Raw genomic sequence first — 12,092 nt, 5'->3', positions numbered from 1 at the left:
CCATCATACCATATAAAAACAGAATAGGATGTGATATGACATGAAAATAGAAAAAATTAATGATAATCAGATACGCTGTACTTTAACCAGAGAAGATCTGGAAAGTCATCAGATCCGTATCAGCGAACTTGCTTATGGAACAGACAAAGCTAAAAAGCTTTTTCGGGACATGATGCAGCAGGCACAGATTCAATTCGGATTTGAGGCAGATAACATTCCTCTGATGATCGAGGCTATTCCAGTAAGTACAGAAAGTATTATCCTGATCATTACCAAAGTGGAGGATCCCGAGGAACTGGATACACGTTTTTCCAAATTTTCTCCCTTTAAGGGACGGGAATCTGCTGATACTGTCCAGTTGGACGGTGCTGACAATATTATCGATATATTTCAAAAGCTTTGTGAATCCAAACTCAGAAATTCTTCAAAAAAATCCAGCACAGCCGATGCTGCAGAGCCTGTAAAAAGCAAAGAAGATCTCCCGGAGAATGTAGCTGTTAATCTGATCCGCCTTTATGAATTCGATGATCTGGATGATGTGATTGCTGCAGCCCGTGGACTGAACGGTTATTTCACAGGAAGCAATACCTTATACAAGGATCCTTCTGATGATATTTACAAACTGGTCATCCATCAGTCGTCCTGCTCCCCTGAGGAATTCAACAAAATCTGCAATATTCTTACGGAATATGGCAGCGGCCGGGCTTTCACCTCATCAGGCGAAGCTTACCTTGCAGAACACGGAGAGATTATTTCTTCCTCTGCACTTCTACAATTGTCACAATTATAATATGACTTACCAACCCACTCATAAATCAAAATCACAAAAGAGGAGAACTCACTGGAAATATATGAGTTCTCCTCTTTTATTTGTTTTCCTATTGTTTTCTGAAAATTATTCTCCAAGAAAATCGTTGATCTGCTGAACCAAAACATCTACATCCATACCATGAACCATGGCTGCCTCTTCCAGAGATTCCATCTGGGATGACGGGCATCCGATGCAATGCATTCCTGCTCTCATAAGGATTGCTGCGATATTAGGATCTATCTGCAGAAGCTGTCCGATCAGCGTATTTTTAGTAACTTTAGCCATTATATGTTTCCTCCTTGTCTGTATCAGAAATACGGGCATTTCCACACGGTAGTATTGCAATCTTACTGTTTATTTATGCCCAGTAACATTATAATACTAATTTTATCAGGAATCAACAAATATATTTATAACCATGTATCAAATTTTATACTTGTAATCCATGGACTTATATATTAAAATAGGACTAGAACCCAGAAGGGTACTAAAACACTGTTACATATTTACAATTAAGGAGGATCATAACTATGGCATATGTAATTTCAGACGAATGTGTAAGCTGCGGAACATGCGAAAGCGAATGTCCAGCAGAAGCTATCTCTCAGGGAGATGAGCATTATGTAATCGATGCTGATGCATGCTTAGACTGTGGTACATGCGCAGACGCTTGCCCAACAGAAGCTATTCATCCAGCAGAATAATATCAGTATTACTGTACTGCAGTAATTTGACCAAAACAAAAATTGCCGTCTTCAGTCATCTGACTGAGGACGGCAATTTTTTATTATGCTGTTCTGTGTTTTTTTCTGGACTTTTTCTCCTGGGCTGCTGCCGCTTCTTTTCTTGCAAGCTGTCTGTTTCGTATGGCCTCATCCAGATTGCGACACTGTATTTCTCCCTCTCTCTTCATCCGGAGTTCCTGATCGATCAACCTCTCCATGATTTTCTGAAATTCAAGAATCCTGTTGTCCCTTTCCTGTGAAGTTTCCAGAAGCTTTACCTTACTGTTTCCGTCTCCCGGCTCAGTACAGGCAATTTTCGGAAGCAGTTCTCTGATTGCCCGAAGTGCCAGCCCTCTTTTCTTCAGTTCTTTTATATTAGCCAGAAGAGTAATATCATATCCTGTGTAGTAACGATGTCCCTGTGCATTTCTGCTGATACGCAGCTGCAGTTCCTCCTCCCAGTATCTGAGAACAGAAGTTCTCACTCCCAGGATTTCCGCTGCCTGAGTCACAGTATATTTCTGTTCCAATGCTATCCCTCCTGTCCGATGCATATTTTATTATAAAAATATCCCGAACAGATTGCAAGGAAATTTCATTGACAGGATTTTTCAAAATATTACTGTTCACCTGGTCTTCTACTTTTTCATATTTACAAACTGAGTATATCTTGGCAGCCATACCAGCTCCACAGTTCCAATGGGACCGTTTCTCTGTTTTGCAATAATAATCTCCGCAATATCCTTCTTTTCAGTATCCTTGTGATAATAGTCATCTCGGTAAATAAACATTACCACATCGGCATCCTGCTCAATGGCTCCGGATTCTCGGAGATCAGAAAGCATTGGTCTGTGATCAGGACGCTGTTCCACTGCACGGCTTAGCTGAGACAGTGCGATCACCGGCACATCCAGTTCCCTTGCCAACGCTTTGAGAGAACGGGAAATATCTGAAATTTCCTGCTGTCTCGAATCACTCTTTCCACTGCCACTCATCAGCTGAAGGTAATCAATCATAATAATTCCAAGATTATGTTCCAGTTTATATTTACGACACTTGGATCGCATCTCTGCAATGGAAATACCCGGTGTATCATCAATGATCAGATTGGATTTACCTATAATATCTGCACCTTCCACCAGCTTTGTCCAGTCTTCGTCTTTCAGATTACCGGTACGCATATTCTGGGAATCCACATGGGATTCCATAGCAAGAAGTCGGTTCACCAGCTGTTCCTTGGACATTTCCAGACTGAAGATTGCCACTGTCACATCCTTACGGAAGGCCATATACTGAGCAATATTCAGAACAAAAGCCGTCTTTCCCATAGAAGGACGAGCTGCAATAAGCACCAGATCCGAAGCATGCATACCTGAGGTTTTGTAGTCCAGATCCACAAAGCCTGTAGGAATTCCGGTAACAGATCCCTTAAGCTTGGAAGCTTTCTCAATGTTATTGATAGCATTAAGCACAACCTGCTGAATCGGCACATATTCCTCACTATTTCTCTGCTGCAGAATATGGAACAGTTTCTTTTCCGCCTCTTCCAGGATCACCTCTGTACTCTCTTTCTCAAGATAACAGGTATTGGCAATCTCTTCGTTCGCTTTGATCAGGCGTCGAAGGACCGCTTTCTGGCTTACGATCTCTGCATAATCCTTTACCAGTACTGAGGTTACCTCTTCGGTAAACAGATCCTTCATATACTCCATACTGGTAATATCAGGCGGCAGTTCTTTTTCTTTCAGACGATTCTGAAGAATAACAGGGTCTACTGTTTTCCCCTCATTGCAAAGCTCCACCATGGCATCAAAAATAATACCATACTGCTTCTGATAAAAATCATCGCTGGTAAGCATCTCGGACGCCTTCAGGATCGCGTCTCTGTCCAAAAGCATAGATGCGATCACCGAACGTTCTGCCTCCACACTATGGGGAAGGATTCTCTTAATCAGCGCTTCTTCCATTCGCCTTTACCTCCGGAAAGCTTAAGCTTCTTTTACCCAGACTTTAAGGGTTCCTGTTACCTTCGGATGAAGACGAACCGGTACCTGTGTTACGCCAAGGCAGCGGATCGGTTCTGAAAGCTGAAGTTTCTTTTTATCAATATCCAGATTCAGCTGTTTTTTTGCAGCTTCCGAAATCTCTTTTGAAGAAACAGAACCAAAGGTCCTTCCACCTTCTCCAGTCTTAAGTGTCAGAATAATTTCCTTTGTCTCCAGATCCTTTGCAAAAGCCTGAGCTGCCTCATAGATCTCTTTGGCAACCTTTTCTTCATTTGCTTTCTGAAGCTTTAAATCATTTAAATTCTTCGGAGTTGCCTCCAGTCCCAGTTTTTTGGGAAGGATCATATTTCTGGCATATCCATCACTTACATTTACAATCTGGCCCTTTTTTCCAAGAGCCTTTACATCTTCAAGTAAAATCACTTTCATTTTACGCTCTCCTCCTGATATTCCTTATCTATAATGTCTTTGAGCATTTTCTCCACTTCATCCGGAGATGCTTTTACCTGAGCCCCGGCAATGTTCATGTGACCGCCGCCGCCCATCTTTTCCATCATCACCTGTACATTTACTTCATCAATAGCACGGGCGCTGATATACACTTCATTATTATACTGTGTCAGTACAAAAGAAGCCTTCACCCCTGCAATATTCAGAAGTTCATTGGCTGCCTGAGCCCCCACAACCGTTGGACTGTCCACACCCTCACTTGGGCATCTGGCAATCGCAAAACAGTCTTTGTATATATGCGCTGTACGCACCGCTTCTGCACGGGCCTGATAGGATTCCAGATTATCTCTCAGCATCTTACGCACTCTGGTTACATCAGCACCGCTTCTGCGCAAAAAGGCTGCTGCCTCAAAGGTTCGCACTCCTGCACGGGTGGTAAAATTATTGGTATCGATCATAATACCTGCGTACAGACAATCTGCCTCCATACTGCGGATACGCAGATCATCTGAAAAATACTGCAGAATCTCAGCCACCATCTCACAGGCAGAAGATGCATAAGGCTCTACATAAGAAAGCACAGCATTTTCAATCACCTCGCTGCCCCGTCTGTGATGATCCAGTACAACTACCGTTTTTGTCATATACAGCAGATCCTGACATTCTGTATAGCTTGGTTTATTGGTATCCACCACTACTACAACTGTATTATTATCTACCAAATCCCTGGCCTGATCACTGGTTATAAACATAGATGGCTCATATTCTGAATTATTCATATACCCCATCATAAGTGGCCTTATGGATGTGGTCGGATCATTTACAACAATATTTACGGTCTTTCCAAGAGTCTTACCTGCACGATAAATACCAATAGCAGCACCCAGGGCATCCACATCTGTGATCTTGTGTCCCATAACAACCACACGATCCTTAGTACTCATAAATTCCTTCAGTGCCTGTGCTTTTACCCGTGCCTTTACTCTGGTGGTTTTCTCCATCTGCTGGGTCTTACCTCCGTAATAAGTAATATTGTTTCCATTTTTGATTACTACCTGATCTCCGCCGCGTCCTAAAGCCATCTCAATGGCAATTCTGGAATACTCATAATCCTGAATATAATTAGCCGCGTTCAATCCAATGCCGATACTGAGGGTAATCGCCATTTCATTTCCAATATTAACAGTCTTGACCTCATCCAGAATATGAAACCTCTGTTCTTTTAACGCTTCCAGAGAACTCTGGCGCATGATCAGGAAATATTTATCCTTCTCCAGTTTTTTCACCAGGCCATCAAAATTAGAAAAATATTTTGTTATCTTTCGATCAATCAAAGCAATCAGCAGAGACCGGCGTACATCCTCCACACTCTCCAGCGCTTCCTCATAATTGTCCAGATATGCCAGTGCAACTACCAGTTTGTTGTCCTCATTTTTCTGAATATACTCTTTCAGCTGAGTGTCATCATACATATACAGCGCAATCAGATCTATATCCCTGGTCACAGTCTCAAAGATTTCACTGTTGGAGACTACCTCGCCCAGCGATACTCTCTGCATGGAAATACGGTAAATCCGCTCTCCAACCTGTGTATTCATTTCGCTGGGATCCTTTTGATCCAAAGCCGGAAGCTTATCTGCCGTAATATCCGGAAATATAGAGCTGATATTCTTTTTATAAAACTGGTCCTTCCCTGTCAGTTCCGAAAATACTTTATTGGACCAGATCATTCTGCCATTTGTATCCATAATGGCATAGGGCAAGGCCAACTCCTCAAGAATTCTTTTCTCAAGTACATCGTACCTGTTGGCAAAGGCTATCAGATCATTGATAATAAATGGTCTGTGGCACCGCAATACAAGCAAAGCCATTCCAACATAAATAATCAAAGCAACTGACAAAATAATACCGGCCTTTATACTTGTAAAATAAACCAGTATATTCGTCACAACCAGCAGACCTGTAAGAATCAACGGCCAGCTCATAAAAGCCTTCATGTGTCCTCTTAGTTTTAATTTATTATTCATATCTTTTTCTTTCTGATCACTGCGGTTCTCTCTGCAGTAAATCTGTCTTGTTTTTGTGCTCCTGCTTTACTTATCGTTCCGGCAGCGGACAAAACATCTTTATTTCTGCCAGTACAAGAGATATTATAACAGAGTTCCACATAATTTACCATAGCAGAGTAAAAAAAGAATGAGACTGCTGCAAAAGTCTTCCCGCAGGAAACGCTTTTGCAAGCAGCCTCAATATTCATCATTGGATTAATCCTGGATGTATGGCATCATAGACATATGACGTGCTCTCTTAATAGCAACTGTCAGTGCTCTCTGATGTTTTGCACAGTTTCCTGTGATTCTTCTTGGGAGGATTTTTCCTCTTTCAGAAACATATTTTCTTAATTTTGCTACATCCTTGTAGTCGATTTCGTTATTTTCTTTACCACAGAATACACAAACTTTTTTTCTTCTGCGGCCGCCTCTTCTCTTCATTGGAGAGTCTGGTCTTTCGCCTCTATTAAAAGCCATGGTTGCTTCCTCCTATCTTATTCTATCAGTTTGCTTTAGTTAAATGGCAATTCCACATCAATTCCATCCGGAATATTCATAAATCCGTCTGTACTTGCTGCTCCAGGGTTGGGCATAGATGGTGCCGGCGCTTCTGCTCTCGGATGGGAAGCTGCATAGTTATCACTTGCAGACTTGCTCTCCGCAAACTCCTGCTCCTCTACAACTACTTCTGTAGTGTAAACCTTCTGTCCTTCACGGTTGGTGTAGCTTCCGGTCTGAATACGTCCGGAAACCACAATTCTCAATCCCTGACGGAAATACTTCTCTGCAAATTCAGCGGTGCGTCCAAAGGAAACACAGTTGATAAAATCTGCAGTAGCCTCACCATCACGGCGGAATCTGCGATCTACAGCCAATGTATATCTGGCAATTGCCAATGCATTCTCACCTGCGGAATATCTCACCTCAGGATCTCTGGTCAAGCGTCCCATTAAAACTACTTTGTTCATATCATTACCTCATCATTTCTGTTCCTGAACGGGTTTCTTAATGGTGCCTTCTAAAATCATTTCTGTATAAGATTATGCGTCTTTTCTTACGACTAAGTATCTTAATACATTGTCCATGATACGAACGTGTCTCTCGATCTCTGCCGGACACTGTGCGTCTGCTTCAAACTGAATGAAATAGTAGAAGCCTTCATGCATTTTCTGAATTTCGTAAGCTAATTTCTTCTTACCCCATTCTTCTACTTCTGTGATAGTGCCGTTGTAACGGGTGATGTATCCTTTTGCTTTCTCAACAACTGCATCACGTACTTCGTCTTCAACTTTTGCACTAACAACTAATGCTAACTCGTACTTGTTCATGTCTTGCTTTACCTCCTTATGGTCTGTTGGCCCTTTGCCTGTCAAAGAGCAAGGATATAAAATATATCACGAGTGTTGATTCTAACATAATTTTCCCGGCCTGTAAAGTCTTATTTTTCTTTTTTCATAAGATTTTTCGTGTTTTTTTCTACCATTTTGCGCGGAACCATAATCTGATGCCCACAGCCTGTACATTTCAGGCGAAAATCCGCACCTACCCGCAAAATTTCCCAGTCCCTGCTTCCACAGGGATGGACTTTTTTCAATGTAACGATATCGCCCACTTCATAAGAAAGTCCCATTTTTTTACTCCTCTGCTTTCTACTTTTTCAAACACACTCCAGTACACTGGTACATCAGCATTGAATCTGTGCAAATACCTGTCCGATGGGCTCCTGAATCAACAGATCCGCATACCGGTCTCTTGGTGTGGGAGATTTATTGATCACAACCAAATGCTCTCCTCTGAAATAGTCGATCAACCCGGCAGCAGGATAAACAGCCAGTGAAGTGCCGCCGATGATGAGTATCTGTGCTTCTGAAATTGCTTTCACTGCCTCATTGATTGTCTGATTATCCAGTCCTTCCTCATAGAGAACTACATCCGGTTTGATGATTCCGCCACATTCACATCTGGGAACTCCCGTGGAAGCTTTCATATGCGCAAAATCATAAAACCTGCCACATTTCATACAATAATTGCGATACACACTTCCATGCAGCTCCAGAACCTTCTTACTGCCAGCCATCTGATGGAGATTGTCAATATTCTGTGTGATCACAGCCTTCAGCTTTCCCGCCTGTTCCAGCTCTGCAAGCTTCTGATGGGCAGCATTTGGTTTTGCTGTATCGCAGAGCATCTTATCCCTGTAAAATTTATAAAACTCCTCCGGACGCTTCATAAAAAAAGTATGGCTTAAGATGGTTTCCGGAGGATAGTCATACTTCTGATGATACAGTCCGTCCTGACTTCTGAAATCCGGAATTCCGCTCTCAGTAGAAACGCCTGCTCCTCCAAAAAATACAATGTTATCATACTGATCAACAAGCTCCTGCAATTTTTCAATCTCACCTGACATATTCCAGTTCCTCCTGTATTTTTTTACTGTGCCACATCTAATGAATCCACACGTCTGCCCTGTACAACATATCTTGTAGCCTGATTTCCGGTACAGGTAGATAATGTTACAATCTTGTCTTTTACTGTAAGATCACCGGCATCTGTCTGTATTTCCGAATAACCGCGGATCTTTTTCAGATATTCCTGAAATTCCTCTCCTGGTCCTTTGAACAAGGTATAAGTGTCACTTTTTGCACCTGTGGTATAAGCAGAAATAATTTCATATCTGTAATTTTTCTCCGGTGTAAAAATCCAGAAATATTTACTCTTTTCATATGTATCACTATTACTTGAAAATTTCTTCAGCTGAGCAAACATGGACCCATTTTTCATATTATGTCCATAGACAATGGTATTACAGTCATTAAAATCCCCTTTATTCTCATAATCCACGAATATGGTACCTGCAAAATTATAGTTTTTTTCATAAGTATGATGCAGGTAAGTCTCATTATCCTTTCCATGGACAACCGGATAATTAATATCCGGCACAGCTTCCACATAAATCCATCCCACCACATCATCATTAACACTTTTCAGAGATTTAAAGTCAATGTTCATAGGAGCCTCCAGTCCCCCTTCTGCAGTGGGTTCCGTCGCTTCCTCCGGGTCACGCTCCGTCACTGCCATCTGTGCTATATGATTGTACTCATCTGTTCCCTTTTTGTACTCTGTATAAATATGAAACAAATTATAGCCGGCATAGCAAAAAACACAAATTGCTGCGATCAGAATCACTGTGAGAATCACATCTCCTGCTGTTTTCTTTTTTTTCGGTTTCTTCTCTGACATGCAGTCACCTCCAAAATAACTTAATATATTTCATTTATTGTAATACTTCCCGGCACATCTTCTGTAATTCTCTTTCTCTCTTTTTCCCCAGCAATGTCCTGCTATATTTAAAATAAGCCGGACAGCCATTTTGTGCAATAAAATCTACAAGTACAGGACTTCCGGTTATCTCTGTAATAAATAAAAGCATCTCCTGGCCATCGCCAAAACTATTTTTTATAAATGCAAAGGCCCGCTGAAGTTTTGTTTCCATTTCTGTTGTCTCTTTATCCCGGATTTCCACCTCTTCCCTGAAATACTCCCTGATTTTATCAAAACCATCCTGAGATTCCCGGATATGTTCCCCTTTTACACGGTTCACATATATCTCCAGAGTTTTCAGTGTTTTCTCCTGGAGCCGGTGTTCCCCCACTGAAATCAACTCCATATCCACTTTTACCATCAGACTCTGCCGCTGCTTCTGAATAAAATCATCCAGTCTGTTTCTGAAGTCCTGTTCACTTTCCTTTTTAAGATCTGATTTCAGATAAAGCAGCTGGGAATATAAGGTCTCAGTAAACTGTTCCAGTTTCTCATATTCCGCTGCAGCACTGTCCAGAGCCCCATTTAAAAGATTTACCACTGCAAATTTTTCTTCAAAGCTCCCCTGGGAAACAGCCATCTCCTTTTTTCTCTGTTCCTCTTCTGTACATGTCCCATTCAAAATACCTGAAAAATCATAATCCTGTCCATATTTTCTGTACAGCCCATAATATGCAGTAAAATCTCTCGCGATTTCCTCTTTCTGCAAAAATTCCTCGATTATTTCATTTCTGATTTCAAATCCCAGTTTTTCATAGCTGTCCAGAAGTCTGGACAAATCTTCCCAGCCTCTGGCTGTAACAAAAAATTTTCCGTCTGCTGAATTTTCCACCAAATAAAAATTCTGCTTTTTCATTTCCAGATAAGAAGTCACTGCCCTATGCACATGGTTTGCCCTAGCATAGGAAAGCCATGCTCTGCAATCCGGTTCAATCTCAATTTTTCGTACCCTGTCCAGCGTTACGATATCAAATTCCCTGACAGATTTATTATATTGTGGAGGATTTCCGGCTGCAACAAGAATCCACCCTTCCGGGATCTTATGACTGCCAAAGGTCTTATTCTGCAACAGTGCAAGCATAGCCGGTGCCAATGTTTCCGACACACAGTTAATCTCATCAATAAAAAGAATTCCCTCTTTCTTCCCGGTTGCTTCCATGTAATCATATACCGATGCCACAATCTCACTCATGGTATAATCCGTCACTGTCACTTTTCTGTCATTATAAACCCTGTGACTGATTTCCGGAAGTCCAATGGCACTCTGTCTGGTATGATGGGTAATTGTATAAGATATGCAGCCCAGCCCACATTCCCTGGCTGCCTGTTCTACAACAGCAGTTTTCCCAATACCGGGCGGTCCCATAAGAAGAATCGGTCTCTGCCGCAAAACAGGATAACTATATGCCCCATGTTCATCCTTCATCAGATATGCTTTTAAAGTATGACAGATTTCTTTTTTCGCTTCCTGTATGTTCATTTTTTCTCCTTCTGCCCTGTAATCAGGCAAAGTGCCCAGTCTGGAACCAATTTCATTTTCTCTGAACGTTCCAGGAATACAAAAGCAGTTTCATAATCTGGTTTCTGCCTGGGATAAATGCCATCACCATCTGTAAAATAAATCAATGCCCGGAGATTCTCCAATTCCTTTTTCCTCTGTTTCTCCCTGACAAACTGAAACACTGGACGAAAATCCGTACCGCCTCTGCCCTGGATCACCACCTGATCAGCATATTCCTTCCATTCTTCCTCAGAATGAATTACATCCACTTTTTGTAAAAAGCAGTCACATTGAAGAATATACACCTTCATTTTATGAAAAAAATTCTCCCTTTCACTGAGAATGGCATAAGTTTCTCCCAGAAAATGCTGCACTGTTTCTCTGGAACAGGAAGCGGAAGTATCGATTGCGATCACCAGTTCCTCCAGACGATTTACTTCTTTGTATTCTAATGGTTCTATCAATGGAAGATTTTTATAATGCTCCATGCCATAATGATAAAATATATAATCAAAGCTCTCTGTGTCCAATTCCACTTCTTCCCGTGGCCTGGAAAACTGTTTCAGAAATTTCCGGTAATCGTACCTGCCTCGATAAATCTTATCCAGTTCTTCCTGCCGGTTATCAGACCTGCTCCCGACCTTTCCCTGACTTCCGGTCTTATTCTGAGAAGTATATGCTAAAATATGTTCCCACTTCTCCCTGCTCCTTTTGCCGTCAGATGAAAATCCCTGATGTATCCTCCAGATAGAATGATCGTCAAAATGATCGTCTTTTTCAGAAAAATCAGAGACACGCCTATCCAGACTTTGTATCTTTTTCTCCCGGACTGCTTTTTCAATCAGATTTTCAACAAAACGATCACATTCCCTGTCCCATTCATTTCTTTTAACAGCTTCTGCTGATGCTTCCGAACTCTGCGGTATCAGAAAAACATGCAGATACAGGCAATGTAACAGAATATGCAGATATCCTCTCCTTAAAGCAGCAGGATCCTCCACATATTTCTCCATAAGAAATTTGGGATTAAAATAGATTTTCTCCCCATCTGTCCCAATCGTAGAAATATTACTGTCTGCCTTGTATTCCAGACCTGCAAATGCCCCGTCCAGATAAGGAAAATCCAGATACAGCTCATTTCTGCAATTCTGCAGAATACTCTTTCCCAAAATCTCCTGTTTTTCAGCATTACTCATATTCTTTGTTTCTTTTTCTCCTGCTGTGATC

Annotated in this window: 15 protein-coding genes; 2 read left to right on the top strand and 13 right to left on the bottom strand. The window is 41.5% G+C overall.

What is annotated here, in order from left to right; all coding sequences use genetic code 11:
- Positions 1-40: 40 nt before the first annotated feature.
- Complete coding sequence (locus tag H8Z82_RS11555; RefSeq protein WP_186995204.1) at positions 41-790, top strand: adaptor protein MecA; 750 nt, start codon at positions 41-43, stop codon at positions 788-790.
- A 105-nt stretch (positions 791-895) separates the two neighbouring features.
- Here H8Z82_RS11555 and H8Z82_RS11550 read toward each other — a convergent pair whose 3' ends face one another.
- Positions 896-1,096, bottom strand: a complete 201-nt coding sequence (locus H8Z82_RS11550) for a DUF1858 domain-containing protein (protein ID WP_019160887.1) — start codon at positions 1,094-1,096, stop codon at positions 896-898.
- 245 nt (positions 1,097-1,341) lie between these two features.
- Between H8Z82_RS11550 and H8Z82_RS11545 the strand changes: the two genes are divergently transcribed.
- Positions 1,342-1,515: a DUF362 domain-containing protein gene (locus H8Z82_RS11545; RefSeq protein ID WP_008707918.1), complete on the top strand. Its 174-nt coding sequence runs from the start codon at positions 1,342-1,344 to the stop codon at positions 1,513-1,515.
- Between the two features lie 83 nt (positions 1,516-1,598).
- Here H8Z82_RS11545 and H8Z82_RS11540 read toward each other — a convergent pair whose 3' ends face one another.
- From H8Z82_RS11540 to H8Z82_RS11485, 12 genes are all read right to left on the bottom strand, one after another.
- Positions 1,599-2,066 carry a helix-turn-helix domain-containing protein gene (locus H8Z82_RS11540; RefSeq protein WP_019160886.1) on the bottom strand — a complete coding sequence of 156 codons (468 nt, stop codon included), beginning with the start codon at positions 2,064-2,066 and terminating at the stop codon, positions 1,599-1,601.
- Between the two features lie 108 nt (positions 2,067-2,174).
- Entirely contained in the window at positions 2,175-3,503 is a 1,329-nt protein-coding gene (dnaB, locus tag H8Z82_RS11535; protein ID WP_019160885.1) for a replicative DNA helicase, read from the bottom strand.
- Positions 3,504-3,524: 21 nt separating this feature from the next.
- Positions 3,525-3,971, bottom strand: coding sequence for a 50S ribosomal protein L9 (gene rplI, locus H8Z82_RS11530; RefSeq protein ID WP_019160884.1), 447 nt, complete (start codon positions 3,969-3,971; stop codon positions 3,525-3,527).
- Positions 3,968-6,019, bottom strand: a complete 2,052-nt coding sequence (locus H8Z82_RS11525; RefSeq protein ID WP_026076895.1) for a DHH family phosphoesterase — start codon at positions 6,017-6,019, stop codon at positions 3,968-3,970. The genes rplI and H8Z82_RS11525 overlap by 4 nt, the downstream gene beginning before the upstream one ends.
- 237 nt (positions 6,020-6,256) lie before the next feature.
- Positions 6,257-6,520, bottom strand: coding sequence for a 30S ribosomal protein S18 (gene rpsR / locus H8Z82_RS11520; RefSeq protein WP_019160881.1), 264 nt, complete (start codon positions 6,518-6,520; stop codon positions 6,257-6,259).
- A gap of 35 nt (positions 6,521-6,555) precedes the next feature.
- Complete coding sequence (locus H8Z82_RS11515; protein WP_019160880.1) at positions 6,556-7,011, bottom strand: single-stranded DNA-binding protein; 456 nt, start codon at positions 7,009-7,011, stop codon at positions 6,556-6,558.
- 72 nt (positions 7,012-7,083) lie between these two features.
- Positions 7,084-7,371: a 30S ribosomal protein S6 gene (gene rpsF, locus H8Z82_RS11510; protein ID WP_019160879.1), complete on the bottom strand. Its 288-nt coding sequence runs from the start codon at positions 7,369-7,371 to the stop codon at positions 7,084-7,086.
- 110 nt (positions 7,372-7,481) lie between these two features.
- Positions 7,482-7,673 carry a DUF951 domain-containing protein gene (locus tag H8Z82_RS11505; RefSeq protein ID WP_019160878.1) on the bottom strand — a complete coding sequence of 64 codons (192 nt, stop codon included), beginning with the start codon at positions 7,671-7,673 and terminating at the stop codon, positions 7,482-7,484.
- A 54-nt stretch (positions 7,674-7,727) separates the two neighbouring features.
- Positions 7,728-8,450, bottom strand: a complete 723-nt coding sequence (locus H8Z82_RS11500) for an NAD-dependent protein deacylase (protein ID WP_186995203.1) — start codon at positions 8,448-8,450, stop codon at positions 7,728-7,730.
- A gap of 23 nt (positions 8,451-8,473) precedes the next feature.
- Complete coding sequence (gene srtB / locus H8Z82_RS11495) at positions 8,474-9,283, bottom strand: class B sortase (RefSeq protein ID WP_186995202.1); 810 nt, start codon at positions 9,281-9,283, stop codon at positions 8,474-8,476.
- 34 nt (positions 9,284-9,317) lie between these two features.
- Complete coding sequence (locus H8Z82_RS11490; protein WP_186995201.1) at positions 9,318-10,844, bottom strand: AAA family ATPase; 1,527 nt, start codon at positions 10,842-10,844, stop codon at positions 9,318-9,320.
- Positions 10,841-12,061 (bottom strand): vWA domain-containing protein, encoded by a 1,221-nt coding sequence (locus tag H8Z82_RS11485; protein ID WP_186995200.1) that lies wholly within the window; start codon positions 12,059-12,061, stop codon positions 10,841-10,843. Before H8Z82_RS11485 ends, H8Z82_RS11490 begins: the two co-directional genes overlap by 4 nt.
- Positions 12,062-12,092: the final 31 nt, after the last annotated feature.

This window comes from Blautia difficilis (genome assembly GCF_014297245.1).
Lineage (GTDB): Bacteria > Bacillota > Clostridia > Lachnospirales > Lachnospiraceae > Blautia_A > Blautia_A difficilis.
Note: the sequence above shows the minus strand (reverse complement) of the source record. Positions and strands in the feature narration are given on the sequence as shown.

Bases quoted from the DNA above. Each gene is read 5' to 3' on its own strand.
- H8Z82_RS11500 (WP_186995203.1), bottom strand. From the start codon at position 8,450: ATGTCAGGTGAGATTGAAAAATTGCAGGAGCTTGTTGATCAGTATGAT.
- rplI (WP_019160884.1), bottom strand. From the start codon at position 3,971: ATGAAAGTGATTTTACTTGAAGATGTAAAGGCTCTTGGAAAAAAGGGC.
- srtB (WP_186995202.1), bottom strand. From the start codon at position 9,283: ATGTCAGAGAAGAAACCGAAAAAAAAGAAAACAGCAGGAGATGTGATT.
- dnaB (WP_019160885.1), bottom strand. From the start codon at position 3,503: ATGGAAGAAGCGCTGATTAAGAGAATCCTTCCCCATAGTGTGGAGGCA.
- rpsF (WP_019160879.1), bottom strand. From the start codon at position 7,371: ATGAACAAGTACGAGTTAGCATTAGTTGTTAGTGCAAAAGTTGAAGAC.
- H8Z82_RS11555 (WP_186995204.1), top strand. From the start codon at position 41: ATGAAAATAGAAAAAATTAATGATAATCAGATACGCTGTACTTTAACC.
- H8Z82_RS11545 (WP_008707918.1), top strand. From the start codon at position 1,342: ATGGCATATGTAATTTCAGACGAATGTGTAAGCTGCGGAACATGCGAA.
- H8Z82_RS11525 (WP_026076895.1), bottom strand. From the start codon at position 6,019: ATGAATAATAAATTAAAACTAAGAGGACACATGAAGGCTTTTATGAGC.
- H8Z82_RS11515 (WP_019160880.1), bottom strand. From the start codon at position 7,011: ATGAACAAAGTAGTTTTAATGGGACGCTTGACCAGAGATCCTGAGGTG.
- H8Z82_RS11485 (WP_186995200.1), bottom strand. From the start codon at position 12,061: ATGAGTAATGCTGAAAAACAGGAGATTTTGGGAAAGAGTATTCTGCAG.
- H8Z82_RS11490 (WP_186995201.1), bottom strand. From the start codon at position 10,844: ATGAACATACAGGAAGCGAAAAAAGAAATCTGTCATACTTTAAAAGCA.
- H8Z82_RS11550 (WP_019160887.1), bottom strand. From the start codon at position 1,096: ATGGCTAAAGTTACTAAAAATACGCTGATCGGACAGCTTCTGCAGATA.
- H8Z82_RS11505 (WP_019160878.1), bottom strand. From the start codon at position 7,673: ATGGGACTTTCTTATGAAGTGGGCGATATCGTTACATTGAAAAAAGTC.
- rpsR (WP_019160881.1), bottom strand. From the start codon at position 6,520: ATGGCTTTTAATAGAGGCGAAAGACCAGACTCTCCAATGAAGAGAAGA.